The following is a 23949-nucleotide window of genomic DNA, read 5'->3' as shown; positions in this document are numbered from 1 at the left end:
TCGACACCTCCGTGGCGTCTCGTTCGAACCGACCGAATGTCAGCAGTTCCGTAATCATCTCTTGTGAGAACAGAAGGGCGTGAGCCACATAAGTTAATTCAGTAATTATTACACAGGAAGAAACTATGGGGCGGTGCGCTACTCTTTCGAGCGGTGCAGTCGTTCACGGGGTGAAATCTATTCACGGCCCAAAACATACTTTGAGGAACGGTTCGAACGACGGGTATGGACCTCGCGCTCGAAGAGATCGAATTTCTCGCGCTCTCCCCGAATCGGGTCGCGGTGTTGAACGCGTTGCGAGAGTCGTCCTCGACACGACGTGAACTCGAGGAGGCGACGGGTGCTTCACAGCCGACGCTCGGGCGTATCCTTCGTGATTTCGATGAGCGAAACTGGATCGCCCGAACGAGCGACGGCTACGACGTGACGGCGACGGGACGGCTTATCGCGGCCGGGTTTACGGATCTTCGGAAGATCGTCGAGACGGAACTCACGCTCCGAGACGTCGTCGAATGGTTGCCAACAGACGAGATGGCGTTCGATCTCCTCGCGCTTCGGGACGCGACGATTACAACGCCCTCACAGACGAGGCCGGGGGCACCGGTCGGGCGAGTGACCGAAACGATTCGGGGTGCAAGCCGCGTTCGAATCGTCTCCTACGCGTTCAACGAGCGGAGTCTCGAGACAGTGTGTCGGGAGGTGCTCGAGAACGACCAGACCTTCGAGGGCGTGTTTTCGGCGACGGCGATCGACGCGCTCGCGGACGACGCGACGCTCCGAGAGCGGCTTCGAGAGTTGCTCGAGACCGATCGGGCCGAGATTCGAGTCTTCGACGGCGGCGTTCCCCACGCCGTGACCGTCGCCGACGACGTGGTGAGTCTGATGGTCCGCGACGACGACGGCGTGTTGCAGGCGGCGCTCGACACCGACAATCAGCACGTCCGCATGTGGGGCGAAGACCTCCACGAGCGGTACTGGGAGGAATCGAACCTGCTCGAGGTAGCGATGCTCGAGGGGTAATCGATCCGAAAGGAGAGCTACGGAAGTTCGAAGATTTCGCGATACAGTCCGCTCGCGAGCGTCTCGAGGTCGTCTTCGGCCTCGCCCGCGGACATCGAGTCGCTGATTCCCTCCCACTCGATTGACAGCCGCGACATCGGAGCGAGTGCGAGGCCGCCGACGGTCACGTTACCGTCGGGCGTGTGGAGCGTCCATTCGGTCCGCATCCCGCTCGAGGAGCGGGTAACCCGTTCGATCGCGACCCCCTTCTGGCTCCAACGCTCGGCGAGGCCGTCGGTGATCCGGCGCAGTTTTCGCTCGCCGAGAACGTGGCCGACGACACCGATAACGGTGAGCGTCGCGAACGCGACGCCCGCCATCGGAAGGCCGCCGTAGGGGACGTTCACCGAGGCGGCGAGTCCGGCGAGGATCACGACGAGTCCGAGCACTCTGGCGTCGAACGCGCTCGGAATCGTATCGGTCCAATCGGTGTCTGTTCCGGTTTCGGTCGCTGATTGCTCGAGTTGCATGGAGAGCTGTTACGTGGTGATTTCGAGACGCGACCCAAAGCGGTTAGCCTGTCCCAGTTGACGCTTTAAGACCGAGCTTGCAGTAGCCGGGGAAGGTCCACTATTCGTCCTCGAGGAGCGCGTCGTCGCCGTGGATCGAACGGAGCGATTCGAGCTGTTCGCGCTGTGCCTCGAGTCGCGGCGTCGGCTCGTCGTAGGTGTACTCGAACATCGCTCGAGGATCCGCCTCGTAGTCTTCCGCCCGCTCGAGTAGCTCCGCAAGTGTTTCCTCGACTTCGGCTTCGACGGACTCGATGTGACCGTTGTCGATGAGCCCCTCGTTCCGGAGGTAGAGTTCGAACCGGTCGATCGGATCCCGCTCGCGCCACTCTTTGACCTCCTCGTCGTCCCGGTAGACACTCGGGTCATCCGCGGTCGTGTGCGCGCCAAAGCGGTACTGGACCGCCTCGATGAGTGTCGGTCGCAACTGCTCGCTCGAGTCGTCCTCGTCTTCGGCTCCCTGTTCGTCCGGGGCGTCTTCGACCGATCCGAGCGCCTTTTCTCGAGCGGCCTTCGTCACGACGTAGGTCGCGAGCGGGTCCATCCCGTCGACCTGCACGCCGTCGAAGCCGTAGGCGTGTGCCTTCTGAGCGATCGTCTTCGAGGCCGTCTGGCGCTCTCGAGGGACCGAAATCGCCCACTGGTTGTTGTGACACAGAAAGACCGTCGGCGTGTCGAAGACGCCCGCGAAGTTCATCGCCTCGTGAAAGTCGCCCTCGGAGGTCGACCCGTCGCCGAAGTGGACGACACCCACCCGCTCGTCACCCTTGAGTTTGGCCGCCCAGGACCAGCCGACGGCGTGGGGAATGTGCCCGGCGATGGAGATGTTCAGCGGGAAGACGTTCAGATCGGTCAGGGCGGCGTTGCCGTCCTCGTGGCCCATCCAGTACAGCAGGTACTCCCAGGGGAGGTCCCGCGAGACGATCGCTCCGTGCTCGCGGTACTGAAAGGAGAGCATGTCCTCCTCGGAGAGTGCGTACGTCGACCCGATCTGAGAGCCCTCCTGTCCCGCGAGCGAGGCGTAGGTCCCCAGCCGACCCTGTCGCTGGAGGCTGATCATCCGCTCGTCAAAGCGCCGGCAGAACTTCATATCCCGATACATCGAGAGAAGCGTCTCCGCCTCGAGATCGGGCACGAGATCCGGCGCGACCACGTCGCCGGTCGGGTCGAGAATCTGCACACGGTCGTCGGGGTCCCGATCGAGCACGTCGCGTGACATCTGATACTCCCACGGTGGCAGTGAACCACCTTAAAATCGAGTGCTGAACAGTGATAGTCAGAGAGACCGACCGGTCGAACAGAAGCGCCGTCGACCGGTCCACGAGAGCGAGTCGGGCTACTCGGCGGGAGAACCCACTCGAGTGGGTTCGAAACCCGGAGTCGATTTTATAGTTGCAGAAACCGAACCGTACGGCATGTATCAGGTTCTGGTGCCTGTCGATACGGACGAAGACCGCGCTCGAGCGCAGGCGCAGTACGTCGCTTCGCTTCCACATGAAACGGACGACATCGAAGCGACCCTCCTGTTCGTCTTCGGTGACGACGACGAGATTCCCGAGGAGTACAGCCAGTACAAGACCGCGACTCGAGTCGCGTCGGTGCGTCGAGCGAAAGAGATCCTCGAGGAAGCGGATATCGAGACCGTGATTGCAGAGGATAGCGGCGACGCGGCCGAAGACATCCTCATCGAAGCCGACGACCGGGACGTCGACCTGATCGTCCTCGGCGGCAGAAAGCGTTCCCCGGTCGGTAAAGCGGTCTTCGGGAGCGTGACCCAGTCGACGATCCTCAACACGGAACGGCCGGTCGTCGTCACCGGCGGCGGGTAGCGTTCGGCTCACCCGATGGGAGTTTCAACTCCTCGAGTGTGCCGTTCTCCCGTTGGGGCGAGTACAGAGACCCGAACATGCGTAAGGGACTACAGGTATACGGATGGCACCCGTAGGCCGAACACGAACGATGACCGACGAACCCGAGATCACCGCGACGCCGCCGAAGAGTCCGATCAGCGTCACCGGAACCGACCACATCACGCTCATCGGAAGTAACGAGGAAGACACCATCGAATACTACCGCGACCTGCTCGGTATGCCGCTGGTGCTTAGACAACCGAACCTGGACGATCCAAACTCCACGCACCTGTTTTTCGACACGGGCGACGGGCGGATCCTCACCTTCTTCGTGACCGACGACCGGCAGTCAGATCACCGACCGCTTCGCAATCAGGTCGGCTCAGTCCACCACCTTTCCTTTTCTATCGACGCCGAAGAGTTCGTCGAGATCCGCGACGCGCTCGAGGAGTCCCGGTACGGTTACAACGAGTTCGATCGGGGCATCTTCCACTCGCTGTACACGCGGGATCACAACGGCCTCACGATCGAACTCTCGGCCGACAAGTACGACATCCCGGACGACCGCCGCGCCGAAGTGCTCGCGACGACCCAGCGCATCCGCGAGGAGGACGGCTCCGAATTCGCCGAAGACGAACATCTGGCCGCCGCGCTCGAGGAACTCGGCCTCGACGCCGAACCGGCGGATCTGCCGGACGCGCCGACCGGCGCGGGAATCTGAGTCGGTCCATCGTCCTCGCCGTTACCACTGACGACGAAGACAATTCTCCACTAGGTTGAAGTTTTATAGTCGTGCTGAGCAATAGTGTACCATGGCACTCGAGAAACCAGACCTGTCCGGACAAACCGCTTTTATCACCGGAACGACGCGAGGAATCGGCAAGGAAATCGCACTGGCGCTCGCCGAACAGGGCTGTAACATCGTCTCGACCGGAAAGACGAGCGAGGAAGACGATTACGGCGAGGACCGAGACCTCGAGGGGACGATCGAGCAAACCGCCCGCGAAGCTCGCGAGCGCGGCGTCGACGCCCTGCCTATCCAGGTGAACGTCCGCGACGAAGAGGAGGTCGAGGCCGCCGCCGACCAAGCGATCGACGAGTTCGGCGAGGTCAACATCGTCATCAACAACGCGAGCGCGATTCAGATCGCCAACGTCGAAGATCTCCCCGCAAACCGCTTTGACCTGCTCACCGACGTGAACGTGCGCGGAACGCATCTCACTTCTCGAGCCTTCCTCGAGCACCTCAAAGAGGTCGAGAATTCGTGGCTGTTGACCAACGCGCCGCCGGTCACCGTCGACCGAGCGCCCGGCGAGGCTCCATACGCCTGGTCAAAACTCGGCATGACCTTCCTCACACTCTCGCTTGCGAGCGAACTCGGAAACCACGACGTCGGCTGTAACGCCTTCTGGCCCGTCACCGCGATCGACACCCGCGCAACGCGGTACTTCGGGCTCGGCACAGAAGACGACTGGCGGACGCCCGAGATCGTCTCCGATACCGCCCTCGAGATTCTCAGTCGCGACCCCGCAGCGTACACCGGAAACGCGGTTTACGACGAGGAACTGCTTCGGGAAGCCGGTCTCGAGGACTTTTCTGCATACAACCTCACTGAAGGAGATCCAGCGCCGATGTCGGCCCAGATGTTCGATCCCGAGTTCAGTCGCTCGGAGTGATATCCCGTCCACCGATCGACGGCTCGAGCCGAAGAACTGGCTCAAGTCTGGCGGTATCGGTGGGTCAGCGCCGCGACTAGCGCACCGACGCCGACCGCCCCGAACAGCAGTGGCGTCGCCGTCCCGGCCGTTTCCGCGGTCGCGCCCGCGAAGTCAAGCGCCGGAACGCCGTTGAGCGGGCCGACGTACCAGAGAAGGAGATAGAGTAACTCGAACAGCCGTCGCGTTCGACTCCAGAGGCCCATCGCCTGCGCGAGCGACGGCACGAAGAGAATGCCGCCGAGAAGTACCACGATTCCACCGACGCCGCCTTCGAGGACCATGGGCCAGAGCGCGACGCCGAAAAACGCCGCGGTCACGATCGCCCCGGCAGTCCACTCCGCGAGAAGCTGTCCGTACGGCTGTCTCGAGGAGACGATAAACGGCGTCATGCGGTTCTCGAGCGTGCGAACGCCCATCGACGACCACAGGAAGATCGGCCACACCGCCGCGACCGAGACGATCACTTCAGAGGGAGCCGATCCGGTGAGTCCGATAAACCCGATCAGAAGCGCGCCGGCGTACCACCACCACGGTTGACCCCGAACGAACAGCCGAAGCTCCTGGCGGAGGAGCCGGCCGAAGCCGCCAGCGGATCGGTCCGTTACCGGCGTCAAGGTCGTCTCGTTCGGACGCCGAACCGTTTCGTTCGCCTCGTCGGTCGCCGATCCCAGGGACGGAACTACTCCTCGGAAGCGATCGACTAGACCGGTTCCGCTCGAGGAACTGGCGGACGAGAATCGGTCGTACGGAACGGCCGCAGCGAGCGCGAACCCGGCGCCGAGCAGAACCAGTCCGAATCGATTCGCGTAAAACCAGAGCGGCCACGAGTCGCCAGTCCAGTGGAACCTGACGACTTCCGCGCCGGCCGACCCTGCGCCGAAGTTCGCCACGCCCAGCCCGTCGTAGCCCGACTCGATTTCGAGAACCGCGTCGTAGGTCAGTTCGCCCAGTGCGAACAGTCCGATCGTATCGGTCATCCGGGCCCAGAGCGGGATCTCCGCCGGCGCTCGATCTCCCACCGCCGGAACCGCCGCGACCGCGAGCAGCATGGCGCCGAAGAAGTACACCACGTTTCCGATCGTCCCGCGCAGTCGGTCGATGGACTGAAACAGGATCGTCACGCCGGCGACGAGACAGCCGATCGGAAAGCCGAGCAAGAAGACCGGACCGAGGATCCAGAGCGGGTCGGTCGAGCCGGTCCCGTGAACGAGGTGATTGAGCAGAGCGGCCGCCCCGAGCGTTCCCAGCAGGACGGCGACGAAGCCGACGTGACTGCACCACTTTCCGAGTAGCAGTTCTCGGTCGGTGGTCGACGTACTGCCGACGAGACGCTCGACGCCGGTCGTCCGATCGCGCTCGAGCGATCCGCTGAGGACGTAGTAGCCGGCGAGAAACAGGATCGATGCGCCGGTCACGCCGGCGGTGAGACCGATGTACGCCGCCGTCGGCTCGCCGGCGTACTGGTAGAGTTGTTCGTTGCTCGAGTCCTGATAGAAGATTTCGACGGTTCCAACGTTGACCAGGTAACCGACGTACGCAATCGCGGCCAACACGACGAGCAACCGGCGGGAACGAATCCGCTGGAGAAAGTCCGCTCGAGCGACGTGGTACACCCGTCGAGTGGATAGTCCGCCTACGCGCATATCAGGCCGCCCCGCGCCGTTCGATCCGATCGAGGTAGGCGTCCTCGAGCGTCGGGGTTACGGTCGTCGCGTCGGGGGCTGGTCGCTCGTCGGCGATCACCCGCACGCTGACGCCGTCCGCTCGCTGGACGGTGCCCGAAACCTGGTACTCGCGTCGAACGTCCTCGAGGTCCTCGCGGGAAACGACGTACTCGTAGACCTTGCCGTTGGTCGCCTCGACGAGCGATTCCGGATCGGTGTGGGTCACGAGTTCGCCCTCGTCGAGCAGCGCGACCGTCGTTGCCGTCGCTTCGATGTCCGGAACGATGTGGGTCGAAAGAAGGACGACGCGATCGCTCGCGGTCGAAGAGAGGACGTTTCGGAACCTGACCCGTTCCTCCGGATCGAGGCCGACCGTGGGCTCGTCGACGACCAGCAGTTCCGGGTCGTTTACCAGCGCCTGTGCGATGCCGACTCGCTGGCGCATGCCGCCCGAAAACGTCCGCAGTTTGTCGTCTCGAACCTGCTGGAGGTTCGTCAGCGCGAGCAGTTCCTCGATCCGGGCGTCGGCGGTCTCCCGATCCAGTCCGCGGAGCGCGGCGATGTACTCGAGGAACTCCACCGCGGTCAGATCGGGGTAGACCCCGAACTGCTGTGGCAGGTAGCCGAGCACGTCCCGGACGGCAGCGGGCGTCTCGCCGGTATCGGTTCCGTTCCAGTAGGTGCTCCCGGTGGTCGGCTCGGAGACGGTCGTGATGATCCGCATCAGCGTCGACTTGCCGGCTCCGTTGGGCCCGAGCAGTCCGTGAATTCCCTCGCCCAACTCGAGGTCGACTTCGCGGACGCCCCAGACGCCTTCGGCGTACCGTTTGCCGACGTTCGTCAATCGCAGATTCATTGATCGAGTTAGATAGCGAACACAAATAAGTGCTAGTGAATATCATGAATAGGACACCCATACTGGCGTATACGACTACCGACGGCTACCTCGAGCGCCGAATTAGACGACGGCGAACAAAACAGCAACCCGCGACGACAGAAAACAAAAACAGCGTGCCTCGTAGCACTGTCAAATCCGTTCGTCGATGTGAGCGGCCACGTATACAAAAGAGAGGATGAGCGCCGTGATGGTTCCCACATAGAGCACGAACTCAACGAGTTCGGAGTCGAAGGGGAAGACGAAAACCCTAATCGCAGATCCGAGAAAAACGGCTAATAGGGCGCTCGAAAGGAAGAGCCATCCGTGATTCCATGCTTTTCTCGTGAGTAGCTTCCTTTTTATGCCCGACATTGTTATTAGCTATACTATATTGTTTGTTGAAATATGTGCGGGTTCGCATCCTCGATTGCGAGAGTCGCTGACACGAGTGGACCAAATTCACACGACAACGAGCCGATTCAACTGACGTTCAATCCAAGAACAAAAACGCCGATCAGTCGTCGCTCGCCGCGTAGCCCGCCGATTCGGCTTCGGCCGGACTCTCGGGCGTCGCCGGCAGTTCGGCACGAACGTCGTCGCGGCCCTCCTCGGTGATCGCCTCGTGGTAGGCGTCGGGCATGACCTTCACGAACGACTCAAGGGTGCGTTCCCAGTTCTCGAGCAGTTCCCGCCCGCGCTCGGAGCCGGTGTAGGCGACGTGGTTCTCGACGAGTCGGCGGAGCATCGCTTCGTCCTCGTCGTCGAGCGTTTCGTGGAGGGTCACCATGCCGGTGTTGGCACGGTTGTCGAAGTCCTCGTCGGGGTCGTAGACGTAGGCGACGCCGCCGGACATCCCGGCGGCGAAGTTCTTGCCTGTCTCGCCCAGCACGGCGACGACGCCGCCGGTCATGTACTCGCAGCCGTGATCGCCGACGCCTTCGACGACCGCCTTGGCCGCCGAGTTTCGCACGGCGAATCGCTCGCCTGCAACGCCGTTGACGTAGAGTTCGCCGCCCGTCGCGCCGTAGAGTGCGACGTTGCCGATGGCGACGTTCTGAGCCGGATCGTAGGTCGCGGAGTCGGGCGTCCGGATCGTCACCTTACCGCCGGAAAGTCCCTTGCCGACGTAGTCGTTCGCGCTGCCGTTCAGGTGCATCGAGACGCCGCTTGCGAGGAACGCGCCGAAACTCTGTCCGGCGGTTCCCTCGAGGTCGACGGTCAGCGTGTCCTCGGGCAGTCCCGCTTCGCCGTAGCGGTCGGTGACGCGGTTCGAGAGCATCGCACCGACGGCGCGGTCGACGTTCGACACGTCGGTCGCGAGCGTGACCGGCTTCTCGTTCTCGATCGCCTGCTCGCCCGCGTCGATGAGTTTGCGGTCGAGTTGCTCCTCGAGTTCGTGATCCTGTTCGCGGATCTTCCGGCGGACGTCGCCCTCGGGGTTGGCAAGCAGTGCGGAGAGGTCGAGCTTGCGAGCTTTCGGGTGCTCGACGTCGGTTCGTTGTGCGAGGACCTCGACGCGGCCGACCATCTCGTCGACCGTCTCGAAGCCGAGTTCGGCCATGATCTCGCGCAGTTCCTGGGCGATGAACGTCATGTAGTTGATGACGTGTTCTGGTTCGCCGGGGAACCGTTTCCGGAGGTCCTCACGCTGGGTGGCGACGCCGACCGGACAGGTGTTCTTGTGACACTGTCGGGCCATCACGCAGCCACTGGTCACGAGCGAACCGGTGCCGAAGATGTACTCCTCGGCGCCGAGCAGGGCGGCGACGGCGACGTCGCGACCCGTCTTCATTCCGCCGTCGGTCGAGACGCGAATCCGATCGCGCAGTCCCGTTTCCCGAAGCATCTGGTTGGCTTCGGCGAGGCCGAGCTCCCAGGGGAGGCCGGCGCTCTTGATCGAGGTTCGGGGCGAGGCACCCGTGCCGCCGGAGTGGCCCGAAATGTGGACCACGTCGGCGTTTGCCTTCGCGACGCCCGCAGCGACCGTGCCGATACCGGCTTCGGAGACGAGTTTGACGTTGATGTCGGCGTCCTCGTTCGCCGCTTTGAGATCGAATATCAGCTGTTTGAGGTCCTCAATGGAGTAGATATCGTGAAGCGGCGGCGGCGAGATGAGGCCGACGCCCGGCGTGGACTTGCGGACGTGAGCGATCATCTCGTTGACCTTCGCGCCGGGGAGGTGACCGCCCTCGCCGGGCTTGGATCCCTGGGCCATCTTGATCTGGAGTTCGTCCGCACTCGAGAGGTACGTCGAGGTGACGCCGAACCGGCCGGAAGCCACCTGTTTGACGTTGCACTCGCGTTCGGTGTCGAACCGTTCGGGCGGTTCGCCGCCCTCGCCGGAGTTCGACTTCGCACCCAAGCGATTCATCGCGATGGAGTTGTTCTCGTGGGCTTCCGGCGAGAGGCTCCCGAGACTCATCGCGGCCGTCGAGAATCGCTGGACGATATCCTTGATAGGTTCGACATCTTCGACCGGAATCGACTCTCGATCGGAATCGAACTCGAGCAACCCACGGAGGGTCTGGAGCTCCGTCTGTTGGTCGTTGATCAGTTCGGCGAACTCTTGGTAGCGCTCGTAGTCGTTCGAGCGGACCGATTGTTGGAGTGCGCCGACGGTCTCGGGGTTCCACTGGTGGTGGATCCCGTTCGATCGGTGTTCGAACTCACCTTGACGGTCGAGTTTGGACTCGTCGTCGCCGAAGGCCGTCTCGTGGCGTTCGCGGACGTCCGATTCGATCTCGGCGAGCCCGATCCCTTCGGTTCGGTTCTCGGTGCCCGCGAAGTACTCCGCGACGAGGTCCGAATCGAGACCGACGGCCTCGAAGATCTGGGCTCCCTGGTAGCTCTCGACCGTCGAGATACCCATCTTGGCCATGATCTTGAGCAGGCCGTCTTCGACCGCGCCGACGTAGGCGTCGATCGCCACGTCGGTGTCCGCGCCGTCGGGACCGGACGTGATGTCCTCGATGGTCTGGTAGGCGAGGTACGGGTTGATCGCGCCCGCCCCGTAGCCGACGAGCGTCGCGAAGTGGTGGACGGTTCGCGGATCCGCGGACTCGACGACGAGTCCGACATGATTGCGCAGACCGTTGCGAACGAGGTGGTGGTGCACCGCACCCGTCGCGAGCAGGCTCGGGATCGCCGCCGACTCGGCGTCGACGCCGCGATCGGAGAGGACGAGAATGTCGGAGCCGTCCTCGATGGCCGCGACGGCGTCCTCGCGAACGCGTTCGATCGCCGCTTCGAGATCCGGACCGGGCTCGTCACTTTCGGGTTCGTAGGTGATGTCGATCGTCGTCGACGTGATCCCGTTTGCCTCGCAGTCTCGAACCGACTCGAGTTCCGCGTCGGTGAGAATCGGCGAGTCGAGGACGAGCTGTCGGGCGTGTTCGGGCGACTCGTCGAGCAAGTTGCGCTGGTAGCCCAGCCGGGACTCCATCGAGGTGACGAGCTCCTCGCGGATGTAATCCAGCGGCGGATTGGTGACCTGTGCGAACAGCTGTTTGAAGTACGAAAACAGCGGGCGGTTGAACTCGGTGAGCACCGACAGCGGCGTGTCGTCGCCCATCGAGCCGACCGGGTCCTTGCCCTTCTTGGTCATCGGCTCGATCAGGTTCTCGAGTTCGTCGTGCGTGTAGCCGAAGGTGGCCTGGAAGTTACGCAGATCTGAAACCTGCTGTTGGGGCGTCTTATCGCCCGTCGAAACGATATCGTCGAGCGAAACCTGTTCGTCGGCGACCCACTCGCCGTAGCGGTCGTCGACGAGGTCCTCGAACACTTCGTCGTCGGGAATCACGCGGCCTTCCTTGGGATCGGCGAGGAACAGCTGACCGGGCTGGAGGCGACCGCGCTCGGCGATTTCATCTGGACTCGTCTCGAGCGCGCCGGCCTCGCTGGCCATAATGAGCCGGTTGTCGGTGGTCACGTCGTACCGACACGGACGGAGCCCGTTCCGATCGAGAACGGCACCGACGCGTTCGCCGTCGGTCGCCGCGACAAGTGCGGGTCCGTCCCACGGCTCGACAAGTGAGGCGTGGAAATCGTAGAAGTCCTTCCGATCCTGATCCATCGAGTCATCGCCGCGCCAGGCTTCGGGGACGAGCATCCGGAGCGCGTGCTCGAGATCGCGGCCGTCCTGCATGAGGAGTTCGAGCGCGTTGTCGACGCTCGCGGTATCGGACTGGTCGGGGTCGTCGATGATCGGCTTGACGGCGTCGATATCGGAGACGACATCGCTCTCGATGTCCGTCTCGCGGGCGCGCATCCAGTTGATGTTGCCCTGAATCGTGTTGAACTCCCCGTTGTGGATGATGTTTCGATACGGGTGAGCCAGATGCCAGGCCCCGAGCGTGTTCGTTGAGAAACGCTCGTGGACCATCACGAAGTTCGATTTGATACGCTCGTCGCTGAGATCCGGATAGTAGGATTCGACCTGTTCGCCCTTCAACAGTCCCTTGTAGACGATGGTCTTCGAATCGAGCGAGCAGACGTAAAAGCGCTCGGCGTTTTCGATCGAGGCGGACTCGATGGAATTTTCGAGCGCGCGCCGAACGACGTAGAGTCGGCGGTCGAACGCCTCCTGAGAGAGATCCCCTTCTGGGGCGAGTGCGACCTGCCAGACGTCGGGTTCGGACGCGACCGCCGTGTCGCCGAGTCCGTCGTTGTTCGTCGGGACGTCTCGCCACTCGAGAACCTCGAGGTCGTAGGTAGCAAACGTCTCTTCGGCGATATCGACGAGAGCGGCGCGTGCGTCGTCGTCCTGTGGCAAAAAGAGCGAACCGACGGCGTAGGTTTCGGGAAGCGAAGCGTCGAGAACGGCATCGAAGAAGGCGTCGGGTTTCTGTAACATGATCCCGGCGCCGTCACCGGTGTTTTCCTCGGCACCGGTCGTGCCGCGATGTTCGAGATTGACGAGTAGTTCGAGTCCATCGGCGACGATGTCGTGACCGACCGCACCGTCGAGGTCCATCACGACGCCGACACCGCAGTTCGACCGCTCGTCCGCAGGGTCCGCAAGGCCCTGTGAACGGTCGGTGGATGATGCTCTTTGTGGCTGTGGCATACCCCCACTGTGAGCGTCTTCCATAAGAGGCTGACCCATAATGACTAGGTGTATTATAGACACATATAATCAGATATAAGGTGTTGTATTCACAGTTTGGACTATCGAATTTACTACAAAAGTGTCAGAGGCACGTAGTGGTCGCTTGGGCAAGCGAACACCACGTATTCGGGTTGGTTTCCGGTGGCAAGGAGTTGCGGGCTAATTGATTAGGTGTGTTCATATACAACAAGCAACGATTAGCATTGGTTACTGGGGGCAGAAAAGACTCGGTCATCGTACTACTTTCCATACTCTTTGACGGAAACGACATTCTTCTCAGTTGTGAGGAACAGAATGGTGAATGGCGATGAGTTCGACCAGACGGGCACGAGTTCATCGAACGGCAGGTCCCACGCGAAAAGCAAGAGTTAGTACGCGTCAACGACCGAATCGAACGATTTAGTACGATTTCGCGAAATACGCGATCTGATCCGCAGATTCGCCACATACTGCACACTCCGCATCGTCGTCCTCGGGCGTTTCCGGGACGCCCGTCGTCGATCCGCCCTCTTCGGCCAACGGCTGCATGACGATTTCCGCCGAGACCTTCTCCTTGATGGCCTCCTCGCAGGCCGGGTCGCCACACCACGGCACTCGAACGTAGCCGCCGTGTTTGCCGATCGTCCCCATGATCTCCTCGGGACTGTCCGCTTCGCGAACGTTGTTCTCGAGGGTCTCTTCGGCGGCCGCGTACAGTTTGTCGTAGACGGTATCGAGGTTCGATTCGACGGTATCGACGATGCCGGAGCGATCCTCGAAGATCTTCTCGTTGTCGGGCCGGTGAACCAGCGTAACCTCCTCGTCGTCGACCTCGTTCGGGCCGATCTCGAGTCGAAGTGGAACGCCGTTGAGTTCGTGTTCGTTGAACTTGAAGCCGGGATTTCGCTCGTCCCGGTCGTCGAGTTCGACGCGAACGCCGGCGTCCTCGAGTTCCGCGGCGATTTCGGACGAGTACTGTAGGACTTTATCTTTGGTATCTTCCTGCCAGATCGGGACGATGACGACCTGCGTCGGCGCGATCGTCGGCGGAAGCACGAGCCCCTGATCGTCGGAGTGTGTCATGATGAGAGCACCGAGTGCGCGCCAGGAGAGTCCCCACGACGTCGTGTAGGCGGTCTGTTCTTCCTCGTCTTCGTCGACGAAGGTGATGTCGAACGCCTCGGCGAAGCTCTGTCCGAGGTGGTGACTGGTTCCGCCCTGAACCGACTTTCCGTCGGGCATCAGCGCCTCGACGGTCGTCGTCGTATCCGCGCCGGGGAACTTGTCGTGTTCGGGCTTTTTCCCGCGAAGCACGGGGATTGCGAGCACGTCTTCGTACACTCGCTCGTACTGCCCGAGTCTGGTCCAGACTTCGTCCCACGCGCCCTCGTCGGTCGCGTGGGCGGTGTGGCCCTCCTGCCACATGAACTCCTTCGTCCGGAAGAACGGCTTGGTCTCAGTCGCTTCCCAGCGAACGACCGAACACCACTGGTTGAGCCGAAGCGGCAGGTCCCGGTGGCTTCGGGTCCAGTCGGCCATGAACGGCGCAATGATCGACTCGCTGGTCGGCCGGACGGCGAGTCGCTCCTCGAGTTCGTCGTGGCCGCCGTGGGTGACCCAGGCGACTTCGGGGTCGAACCCTTCGACGATATCCTTCTCGCGCTCTAAGAAGGACTCGGGGATGAACATCGGGAAGTAGACGTTGTCGACGCCGGTCTCTTTGAACCAGCCGTCGAGTTCGTCCTGCAGGCGTTCCCAGAGGGCGTAGCCACGCGGCTTCGTCACGATGAATCCGCCCATCGGCGCGTAGTCGGCGATGTCGGCCTTCTGGACGACTTCGGCGTACCACTCGCCCGGTTTGTGCGATTTCGACTCGGTGATCCCGAGTTCCTGACTCTCGTTGCTCATACCACGACATGCAGTCAGCGCGGTCTTAAACGATGCGAAGGTGGGTCGGGGAGTGTCACAGCCACTCGAGAAGTCACCCCGGATGGACCATCTTGAATACGCGAACGTTGTTCGTTCTTCCCGTCGGCGAGATCATTTCCACGTAGTGTACCAGTCGGCCCGGGATGGACTGATCCGCATTCGAAGCCAAGCGGCTGGTCCTGATTTTCAACCGCTCGAGTAGAAACGGCCGCCCGGTTCTTATCAGTTCTCGCCCTTTTATGCGACTGTGTTACAAATGGTAGCCCATGCGAGCTATCGAGGTAACAGCGTACGGAGAAAGTGACGCACTCGAGGTCGTCGACGAGGAGAAACCCGAGCCCGAACCGGGCGAGGTCCGCATCGAGGTCGAAGCCGCCGGGATCAACTTCGCGGACATCATGCAACGCCGCGGAGTCTACCCGGGCGGTCCCGACGCGCCTTACACGCCCGGTATGGAAGCCGCCGGAACGATCGACGCCACAGGTGAAGGCGTCGACCTCGAGGAGGGCGACCGCGTCGTCGCGATGCTCAACACCGGCGGCTACGCAGAGTACGCGACTGCGAACGCACAGATGCTGTTTCCGATACCGGACGGCATGAGCTTCGAGGAGGCCGCCGGCTTTCCCGTCCAGTTTCTCACCGCCCACTCCTGTCTGTTCGAGTGGGGCGGCCTCGAGGAGGGCGAATCGGTGCTGATCCAGGCCGCGGCGGGTGGCGTCGGGACGGCCGCGGTACAGCTCGCCTCCCAGGCCGGTGCCGAGGTCTTCGGAACCGCGAGCACGCAGGAAAAGCTCGAACTCGCCGAAGAACTGGGATGTGATCACCCGATCCAGTACACGGAGGTCGACTTCAGAGAACCGATCGAGGAGAAAACCGACGGCGAGGGCGTCGACCTCGTCCTCGAAAGCGTCGGCGACGACGTCTTCGACCGAAGCCTCGATGCGCTTTCACACTTCGGTCGGCTCGTCACCTACGGCGTCGCCAGCGGTGTCCCGGCCGAAGCACAGAATCGACGGCTCCTCTTCGAGAACAAAACCGTCTCCGGCTTTCACCTCGGCCAGGCGTCTTACCACGACCCGAGCAAGATTATGAAGGCCGTCCCCGAACTCACGGAGGGGCTTACGTCCGGGGACCTCGAGGTCATCGTCGGCGACTCGTTCCCGCTCGTGGACGCGGCCGAGGCCCACCAGTACATTGAGGATCGCAAGAGTGCGGGCAAAGTCGTTCTAACGCCGTAGCGAGTTTCGAAAGGGCAGAACAGCCCATCCGAAACAGTCCGAGCGCGACGCTCTTTTCGAAAGACGATCGAGCAAAAACGATCAGCGAACCGATTCTGTGATCGATCATCGGTGCGTTCCCGGGAACGAGACGGACCACTCGAGATCGTAGTCAACGAACTCGGCCTCGTCGAGCGGCTCACCGCCCGCAAAGCGGAACTCGCCTCGCACCGTTTTGCCCTCGAGGACGCCGGGAAGCCAGTATCGGTCGTCCTCCCACATCCTGTCGTAGGGAACGTCGTCGATGGCGAACCACTCCGGTCGCGCCTCCGCTGTCATCGTCGGTTCGCCGTCGAACGAGTCCGTCCGAAAAACGTGACACTTCGTGTGGAGAGATTTGTCGAGAACGAACTCGAGTGTTCCTGCCTTCTCCGGCTCCGACACCTCGATACCCACCTCCTCGCGCGTTTCCCGAATCGCACACGCCCGAGGCGTTTCGCCGTCCTCGAGTTTTCCGCCGGGGCCGTTGTACAGTCCTTCGCCGAGTCCGCGGCGTTTCTCGATCAGTAGTACACGGCCGTCGCGAACGACGAAACAGAGCGTCGCTTCGATCATGTTCAACGGTGGATTCCCTACCACCAAATGTGTCTCGCAGCTCGAGCGTGAAACCGCGTCGCTCGAGCGCATCGATGCGATTCACTCTGGGGTACTGCCGCCGTCTACTTCGAGCGAGCCGACTTCTTCGGGTTCGTCTACCCCCTCGAGCCCGTACTCGTCGGGACCACAGCCCAGCGAGCGGTGCGCGCAGAATCGACAGTGAGAGCCCGGCGTCGTTTCGGTAAACGCCGGCTCGTCAACGGACTCGAGCGACCCTCGAACAGTCGACCACGCGGGAAGTTCGTCTGGATCGATAAGGTCCACCCGCGGCCCGTCGACGTCACCGACGTATACGTAGCCCACTGCGGCGATCGGGTCCTCGAACACCTGCTCGCACGCTCGAGCGTACAACGATAGTTGAACGGCGTCGTCGGGATCGATCCGCTCGGCCGTTGCCTTGTAATCGAGGACGACCAGCTCTCCTGTAGGCGTTCGCCGCACCGAATCGGCGTAGCCAACGACATCACCCGATACGCCCGCAACGTTCTCGAGGACGAACGGGAGTTCGGCCGCGACGGGCTCCCAGTCGGCGACGGGGTCGTCGAAGTCGGGCGACTCGGCCTCGAAATACCGCTCGATGCAGGCGAGAACGGCCTCGCGGTGCTCCGGAACGTTTCGGGCGGTCAGCTGTCTGATAGCCGCATCTCGCCAGGCGTCCTCGGTGTCGTAGCCGCGGTGGAACGCCTCCTCGGCGACATCGTGGAAGAGAGAGCCGACGAGACGGCCGTGTTCCCGTCCGTCCATCGCCGACGAACTCGAGTCGGTCGGCGACGCCTCGAGGTCTCGAGCGAGCGTTCGGTCGGGATCGTCGAACGCCCGAACGACGTGATCGAGGTAGTGCTTTCGCGGACACGTCTCGTGGGTTTCGAGCGCGCTGTAACTGTGTCGGATCGTCGCCTCGAGTTCGGAGACGGTCGAGAGCGTCTCGACGGGAAACCGAACCGTCTCCGTCGTCAGCGCGCTCGCCTGTCGATCCGTCGGAACGTCGAACCGGTCCTCGAGTCCGGGCACGCTCGAGGCGTCGGCGGCCGGAAGCAATCGGTTTTCGCGAAGTAGTCGACCAAGCTGGTGAACCGTCTCGATGGCCTGTCGCGTCTCGAGCGGTTCGATCCGCCGGTCGTCGTAATCCTGGTAGTAGGTGATCGTTCCCGGATTCGTCCGTGTGGTGGACCCAAGCGTCTCGGTACAGTCGACGACAGTCTCCGGATACTGCTCGCGAACGGTTTCGAAGCTCTCGGTCACCGTCGTCCAGAGATCCATTCGTTTCCCCGCGACGGACCACCCGATTTCGTCGGCGAGACAGCTCTCGGCCGTAGAGACGGACAACTGCGTCTCATCGCCGTCGTACTCGTACGCCGACCCGAACACGAACAGGTGATTTTCGGCTCGAGTGAGCGCGACGTGTAACACGCGCCACTCCTCGCCGAGCGGGTCGGCCGCGAGGTTCTCGAGCAGGGGTGAGTCGATTTCGTCGTCAAGCGTCGCCTCGAGGAGCCGGTACCGATCTCGGCGGGCGTAATCGCCGTCGACGCACCACTCCTCGTCCGAGAGGAAGGGGACGAGGACGGTATCGAACTGGAGTCCCTTTGCCTGGTGGACCGTCATCACGTCGACGCTATCAGCCGACCGCGATCCGCGACTGAACGACGACTCGCTCCCGCGGAGCGTTCGCTCGAGTGCGTCGACGAACCGCGGCGTGAGCCGGTCCAGCACCGAGTCCCCATCGTACGCCTCGACGAACCGATCGATCCGCTCGAGTTCCGTCCGCTCGTCGGCGGTCAGGAACCACTCGAGGTTCGTCCGCTCTCGGAAGCGACGGACGAACTCCGAGAGGGGATAGACGTCCTGAATGGACTCGAGCGCGGCGAGGTGATCGCGGGCCCGCTCGAGTCGGTCGAGGGCGTCGACCGATCCCTGATCGCCGTCGGTGTCACCGTTATCAGAGAACTCGAGGTCGAACAACGCCTCGTACAGCGAGCCGTCGCGGCGAGCGAGCGTCTCGAGGTCCGACTCGGGGATTCGATATCGGTAGAGCAACACGCGCCGGAGATGGGAATCAGCATCCGGATCGACCAGCACGCGGAGATACGAGAGGACCGTCCGGATACCGGGTGAAATCTCGCCTCGCGGCGACCCGGAAACCTCGTAGGGAATCCGGAGGTTCTCGAGTTCGTCGGCGACGGCCTGTGCCTGCCGGTTCGTTCGAACAATGATCGCGACGTCCTCGAGCGAGCGCCGCGGGACGTTCTCGAACTGGCCGTTGAGCAAGCGGGAGGTCGCTTTTCCGACCTGTTCCGGGGGCGACCAGGGGAGTTCATCGCTTTCGACCTTCAGGACCCGGTGGGGCGGGTCGGGCTCGTCATACTCACCGATCGTTCGGTCGTTCTCCCGGAGCGTCTTCGAGGACTGCGGGCCGTACGAACAGTGGTTCGTCAGATCGAGGATCTCCTGGCGCGAGCGAAAGTTCAACTCGAGTTCGATCGACTCGTGATCGTCGTCGGTGTCGGCGAGTCGGTCGAGGCCCTTCCGATCGGTGCCGCGCCAGCCGTAGATCGCCTGATCCTTGTCGCCGATGGCGAGCAGGTCGGGACGATCCGTTCCTGAAGTAAGCGACCGAATGAGTCTGAACTGCGTCTCGTCGGTATCCTGGAACTCGTCGCAGTAGACGTGTTCCCAGCGACCCGCGATTTCGTCGGCGACGGAATTCGTTCCGGTCTCGCCCTCGGGCGGCCGCGAGTCGTCTTCGTCGGTGAGTAGTCCGGTCGCCGTTCGAACGAGTTCGTCGAAGTCGACAGCGTGCTCGTTCGCCAAGGTCTCCCGGTAATCCGCGTAGACATCCGTATAGTGTCGAGCGAGCCGCAGGAACTCGACGTAGTGTTTCAACCGACCGAACGGCGTCTGCTCGAGTCGACCCGTCGAATCGCCCCAGATTTCGTTTCCAAACAGGGCTCTCGGGAGGTGTTTCGTCGTCGGTTCCTCGAGCGAGAGTGTCTCGAGCGTGTTGGTCACGCACGTCTGAAGCGCCCGGAGATATCGATCGATCGTCCGAACGACGGAATCGGCTCGAAACTCGCTCGGCGCTTCCGCGATTTTCTCGCGACAGAAGCCGACCAGCTTGCCGTACTCGATCAGCGATTCGCGTGCGGCCTCGAGATGGTCGGGATCGTTGAAGAACCGAAACGCCTCGTTGTCGAACGAAAACTCGGCGGTCGCGAGATCCTCGAGCCAGAGGACGAACTCGGTACACAGCTCGAGCGTGCGAACCGCGGGGAGCTGGGACTCGAGGGTTTCGGGACCGACGTTCTCCTGGCTCATCGTCGTGATGAACCAGTCGACGGCGTCGGCGAGGTCCTCTGGGGAGCCGTCGCCGCGAGCGGGAGCCGCCGCGAAGTCGTACTCCGTTTCGGCGAGTAGCCGGCCGACGATCCGCCGTCGCTTGCGTTCGGTCACGATTTCGAAGTCCGGCGAGAGGCCGAGGTAGTAGGCGTACTCGCGGACGAGCTGGTAACAGAACGAGTGGTAAGTGTAGACGTCGATAGCCGCCGCGGCTTCGGGGTCGAGCCGTTCGGTGACGGCTTCGCGGATGCTCGAGGCGGCCTCGTTCGCGAAGGTCAGTACCAGCACGTTCTCGGGATCGACCTCCCCGCGGCCGATAGCGCGTTCGATCCGCATGAGCATCGTCGTCGTTTTGCCGGTTCCGGCACCCGCGTCGACGGAGGTCGACGCGCTCTGACTTTCGATGACGGCTCGCTGATTGCCCTTCGGCTCGAGCGGGTCTGGATCGTTCGGATCAGAGGCATCTGATCCGTCCGATCCGACGGAATCACCGATCTCCGGCTCGAGGGACTCATCCATCGAAACGCACCTCCTGAGAGAGGTACTCGGGACAACAGACCGCGTACCCACAGTCCGGGCACGATTCGGATTCGATCTGGTCCCACTGTCTCGAGGGGTCGAACGATCCGGAAACGAGTTGTTCGACGACGGTTGCAAGTCGGTTCTCGATCGTCCCGTTTCGGTGTTCGTGCGTCATTCCGAACGTGTGGTGGTCGATGAAGATGTCGGTCAGATCGATCCCCTCGACAGTCGTCTCGACGGTTTCGCTGACCCAGTTGACCGAGTTCTGGGATCGGTCGGCCAGCGGAATCAGGAGGTACCGGCAGGTTCGGCCCTCAAGGCCGAGTCGATCGCACAGTTCGCGGAGTCCGTCGAGGACGACGGCCGTCTCGAGGAGCGCGCCGACCGGTCCGGGTTCGAAGGTCGAGTCGTCGGGGTCGAAGTGGTCCGCGAACAGCGTTTCGACGTCTCCTTCCCACGAGGACCGGTATCGGAGGAGCCCGAGCGAGTCGATCGTCGGAACGAAGCGGACGCCCACGAGTGAAGAACCTTCACCGTAGACGTAGTCGACGGCCGACTCGAGAGCCACGGAACGAAGCGAATCGTCGGCGTCGGACGGAGCCGAACTCGATGTCGAAACGGAAACCGTCGACGACAGCGGGAGGTCCGGACCGAGCAGCTCTCCGGCCGTGCCCGTGTTTCGAAGCTTGGCGAGTCCCGACGCGTGGGCCGCCCCGACCGCATCGACGTACGCCCGCGCGGTCGCGTCGAGTACGCGACGTTCGAACTCCCGTTGCGCTCGCGAGTGAAACCGCTCGTCGTACTCGCTCCAGAGCGTCGAGAGGCGATCGAGGACGGCGTTTTCGAGGGGGTCCGGATCGGTTTCACCGGTCCGGAGACCGTCGCAAATAGCTCGTCGGAGCAGATCGACTCGATCCGTCGACGGCGAGTCGGCCTCGTCGCTGTGTAACTCCTGGACGTGGGCGAACTCGTACCGGCGAGGACAGCGGAGATACGACTCGAGCGCGCCGACCGAGAGCCGTCGATCACTCACGGCGACTCACCTCCCCCGCGGCGAACTCAAACTGGGAGTAGACCGCGGTCTCGAGTTCCTCGTCGATATCGCCTTCCGCGAGAACGAGCGCGATCTCTTCGAGCAGCGCTTCGGTCTCGGCGAGGTCGGCGTCGCCACCCGTGCTCGCCTCCCGCAGGAGGCGAGCGAGTTCGCCGCGGGGCTGGTCGAGCAGCGCCTCGAGTGCGTTCGACTCGCCGTAGATCGCCGCCTCTCTGCCCGTCACGTCGACGTCCTCGAGCGAACAGTTCGGTTCCCGCTCGAGGAGTTTCAGATAGCGGGATTCGTCGTGCGTTCGGCGGAGCCCGCCCGAGCCGCGTTCGTACGAACAGCAGTAGAGACGCTCAGTCGCCGCTCGTGTGCCGATCGCCAATCGTCTGCGAGCGCGCTGGGCGTGATAGGTCTCGAAGGGATTCGTGACGGACTCCGCGTCTGCAACCGGCTCGAAGGTTCGCTCGAGCTCCCGCGGGTCGGGATCGGTGACGGCCGGGTAGTGAGACATTTCGCGGAGCCAAGCCGTCGGAAACAGCTGCGTGAGTGCGGGGTCGCCGGGATAGTTCGCTTCGGTCACGTCGAGCAGGAAGACGACGGCGTGTGGATCGTACGCCAGTTCATCGATCGCACAGACCGTCACCCCGCCCGTCGGAGCGCGGGTGTCGACCGCGTGGACGTGGGGCGCATCGTACCTGATCGTCCGCTCGAGCATCCGTCGAAGCCCCTCCCAGTCGGGGCCGACGAGGTCGGTCTCCTCGACGAAACGAGCGATTTCGAGCACCCGCTGGATACCTTCGAACTGTTCTCTGGCGTCGACCCACTCCTCCTCGTTCGAGATTCGATCTTTCAAGTTCGTTCGGACGGCCCAGCGCTCGACCGATCTCGAGACGCTCGCGCCGGCACACTCCTCGAGCAGGTCCGAGGAGAATCCGTCGACGCGGGCCTCAAGGCGATCGTATGCGACGGTTCGTGTTTCGTTTCGACGAGTGTCACGACGGGTCTGCGGTAGCTCTGACTCACCAAAATCTGCGGGGAGCATCCCGTCCTCACGAGCACACTGGAGCGTGACGAAGGCGTAGAGTTCGTTGACCGCCGGATCCTCCGCGAGCGAAGGGACGCCGATCGTCGCCGTTGGGATGGCCGCATCTCGAAGCCGCGTTCGGGTTTCGGGCACCTGTTCGACTCGAGGGACGGCGACCGCGATGTCGTCGTATCGAAGGGAGTCCCGTCGGTCACGGATCGACTGGATCTCGGTCGCGACCGCATCGACTTGCTCGCGACGCGTTCGAGCCCGGATGCGTCGAGCGGTCCCCGGTTCGGTTCGTGTCTCGTCCGATCCAACCGTTCGTCCCGTTGCGAGAAATTTCGTGATCAGGCGGTGTGGGGGACGGGCGTTGGAAGTGGTATCTGGCTCACCATCAGATGCAGCCTCTCGCCGCTCGGAAACGTATTCGACCTCGAGCCCGTCGGCGATTTCCTCGAGCGAGCCGGGTTCGACCCGCGTCCGCTCGGTGCTCGCGTGCGGTTCGCCGAGACAGACGAGCGTCGCGTCCTGGGAGAGCGCGGCGAGGTACCGTCGGTCGAGATGGCGAAACTCTTCGAATTCGAGCGCGAGCACGGCGTCGAACGACGAAGTGATGCGGGTGCGGACGCCGTCTCGGTTCTCCTCGAGAAGGTCGACCGCCTTCGGGACAACGTCGGCACGTTCGACGTATCCTCGAGCGTCGAGTTCCTCGTGAAACCGGTCGTTCATCGCGTAGAGGAACTCGAGGCAGTCGTGGAGCTCCTCGGGTGGGATCTGCGTATCGGAACGGGCGGAATCAGCTTCGTCGCGGCGGAGGCGGATCCGCTGTCGCGTCGCCTCGAGCAACAGCTGTCCGACGTCGCGGCCGAAGCTCTCGTGGTCGGCCGCCCGCTCGAGATACGGCGGCACGTCCCGGCTTGCACCGTCGATAACCAGCGAGATGAGTTCGATCCGCTCTTCGTACTCGAGGCGGTCGAGCGTCGGATCGTACTCCTCGAGGACCTTCGAGGCGTGCTCGGGAAGCGACTCCAGACGCGGCGACCGGGGACCGGTAGTCACGGGGTTTTCGCCTGCACTGTTCTCGTCCGCACTCCTTCCGTTGGCCGCGATCATGCGCTCGCGGGCGAGCGCCTCGCGAACGCGTTCGAGTCCGGTCGGATGGCGCTTCAAGACGAGGACGTTACCCGACCCGTGTTCCCGACAGAGGGCATCGTACTCGGTTGCGACGAGCTCGAGGAGGTCGCTGGAAAGCGTCGGCAAGACCGCGAGCGTTCCCTCGAGGGTGGGTGTGGTTCCGACCATCGGTTCGTCTAGTCATCCTATGTGGCTGTCTCGTATTTAAACGCAAGCACGACGGACTGTCTCCGGTCGAAACATATCTGCCAGATTTATGTCCACGGTCCATCAACTCGAGGATAAACTGAAGCCATTACGTTCGGCGTTGGAACAATCCGGC

General features: G+C 62.8%; 16 protein-coding genes. 5 read left to right on the top strand and 11 right to left on the bottom strand.

The features are described from left to right. Positions 1-225: 225 nt before the first annotated feature. Complete coding sequence (locus tag ACYQ14_RS12240) at positions 226-1020, top strand: helix-turn-helix transcriptional regulator (protein WP_459888606.1); 795 nt, start codon at positions 226-228, stop codon at positions 1018-1020. A gap of 17 nt (positions 1021-1037) precedes the next feature. On the opposite strand, the gene ACYQ14_RS12235 is transcribed toward ACYQ14_RS12240, so the two are convergent. Both ACYQ14_RS12235 and ACYQ14_RS12230 read right to left on the bottom strand, forming a co-directional pair. Next, positions 1038-1529: a hypothetical protein gene (locus ACYQ14_RS12235; RefSeq protein ID WP_459888604.1), complete on the bottom strand. Its 492-nt coding sequence runs from the start codon at positions 1527-1529 to the stop codon at positions 1038-1040. A gap of 100 nt (positions 1530-1629) precedes the next feature. After that, positions 1630-2787: a thiamine pyrophosphate-dependent dehydrogenase E1 component subunit alpha gene (locus tag ACYQ14_RS12230; RefSeq protein ID WP_459888602.1), complete on the bottom strand. Its 1158-nt coding sequence runs from the start codon at positions 2785-2787 to the stop codon at positions 1630-1632. A gap of 196 nt (positions 2788-2983) precedes the next feature. On the opposite strand from ACYQ14_RS12230, the gene ACYQ14_RS12225 reads away from it, so the two are divergent. The 3 genes from ACYQ14_RS12225 (at position 2984) to ACYQ14_RS12215 (ending at position 5094) form a co-directional block, all read left to right on the top strand. Then, the gene (locus tag ACYQ14_RS12225; protein WP_459888600.1) at positions 2984-3397 is read left to right on the top strand and encodes a universal stress protein; all 414 of its coding nucleotides are present in this window, start codon (positions 2984-2986) and stop codon (positions 3395-3397) included. Between the two features lie 130 nt (positions 3398-3527). Further along, positions 3528-4139: a VOC family protein gene (locus tag ACYQ14_RS12220; RefSeq protein WP_283835956.1), complete on the top strand. Its 612-nt coding sequence runs from the start codon at positions 3528-3530 to the stop codon at positions 4137-4139. 91 nt (positions 4140-4230) lie between these two features. After that, a complete protein-coding gene (locus ACYQ14_RS12215) occupies positions 4231-5094 on the top strand; it encodes an SDR family oxidoreductase (protein WP_459888598.1) in 864 nt (287 codons plus the stop codon). A gap of 41 nt (positions 5095-5135) precedes the next feature. On the opposite strand, the gene ACYQ14_RS12210 is transcribed toward ACYQ14_RS12215, so the two are convergent. The 5 genes from ACYQ14_RS12210 to proS all read right to left on the bottom strand — a co-directional run bounded on the left by ACYQ14_RS12210 (position 5136) and on the right by proS (position 14671). Then, positions 5136-6779 carry an ABC transporter permease gene (locus ACYQ14_RS12210; RefSeq protein WP_459888596.1) on the bottom strand — a complete coding sequence of 548 codons (1644 nt, stop codon included), beginning with the start codon at positions 6777-6779 and terminating at the stop codon, positions 5136-5138. A gap of 1 nt (position 6780) precedes the next feature. After that, positions 6781-7656 carry an ABC transporter ATP-binding protein gene (locus tag ACYQ14_RS12205; RefSeq protein ID WP_459888594.1) on the bottom strand — a complete coding sequence of 292 codons (876 nt, stop codon included), beginning with the start codon at positions 7654-7656 and terminating at the stop codon, positions 6781-6783. Between the two features lie 171 nt (positions 7657-7827). Next, entirely contained in the window at positions 7828-8049 is a 222-nt protein-coding gene (locus tag ACYQ14_RS12200; protein ID WP_459888592.1) for a hypothetical protein, read from the bottom strand. A 142-nt stretch (positions 8050-8191) separates the two neighbouring features. Further along, complete coding sequence (gene gltB, locus ACYQ14_RS12195) at positions 8192-12742, bottom strand: glutamate synthase large subunit (RefSeq protein WP_459888590.1); 4551 nt, start codon at positions 12740-12742, stop codon at positions 8192-8194. Positions 12743-13183: 441 nt separating this feature from the next. Beyond that, positions 13184-14671 carry a proline--tRNA ligase gene (gene proS, locus ACYQ14_RS12190; protein ID WP_459888588.1) on the bottom strand — a complete coding sequence of 496 codons (1488 nt, stop codon included), beginning with the start codon at positions 14669-14671 and terminating at the stop codon, positions 13184-13186. A gap of 287 nt (positions 14672-14958) precedes the next feature. Between proS and ACYQ14_RS12185 the strand changes: the two genes are divergently transcribed. Further along, entirely contained in the window at positions 14959-15930 is a 972-nt protein-coding gene (locus ACYQ14_RS12185; RefSeq protein WP_459888586.1) for a quinone oxidoreductase family protein, read from the top strand. 105 nt (positions 15931-16035) lie between these two features. On the opposite strand, the gene ACYQ14_RS12180 is transcribed toward ACYQ14_RS12185, so the two are convergent. The 4 genes from ACYQ14_RS12180 to ACYQ14_RS12165 all read right to left on the bottom strand — a co-directional run bounded on the left by ACYQ14_RS12180 (position 16036) and on the right by ACYQ14_RS12165 (position 23795). Beyond that, positions 16036-16524: an 8-oxo-dGTP diphosphatase gene (locus tag ACYQ14_RS12180; RefSeq protein ID WP_459888583.1), complete on the bottom strand. Its 489-nt coding sequence runs from the start codon at positions 16522-16524 to the stop codon at positions 16036-16038. 81 nt (positions 16525-16605) lie between these two features. After that, positions 16606-20421, bottom strand: coding sequence for a UvrD-helicase domain-containing protein (locus ACYQ14_RS12175; RefSeq protein ID WP_459888581.1), 3816 nt, complete (start codon positions 20419-20421; stop codon positions 16606-16608). Then, positions 20414-21457 carry a hypothetical protein gene (locus ACYQ14_RS12170; RefSeq protein ID WP_459888578.1) on the bottom strand — a complete coding sequence of 348 codons (1044 nt, stop codon included), beginning with the start codon at positions 21455-21457 and terminating at the stop codon, positions 20414-20416. Before ACYQ14_RS12170 ends, ACYQ14_RS12175 begins: the two co-directional genes overlap by 8 nt. Next, positions 21450-23795 (bottom strand): PD-(D/E)XK nuclease family protein, encoded by a 2346-nt coding sequence (locus ACYQ14_RS12165; RefSeq protein ID WP_459888576.1) that lies wholly within the window; start codon positions 23793-23795, stop codon positions 21450-21452. Before ACYQ14_RS12165 ends, ACYQ14_RS12170 begins: the two co-directional genes overlap by 8 nt. Positions 23796-23949 lie beyond the last annotated feature (154 nt).

The sequence above is a fragment of the Halostagnicola bangensis genome, from assembly GCF_054653435.1.
Note: the sequence above shows the minus strand (reverse complement) of the source record. Positions and strands in the feature narration are given on the sequence as shown.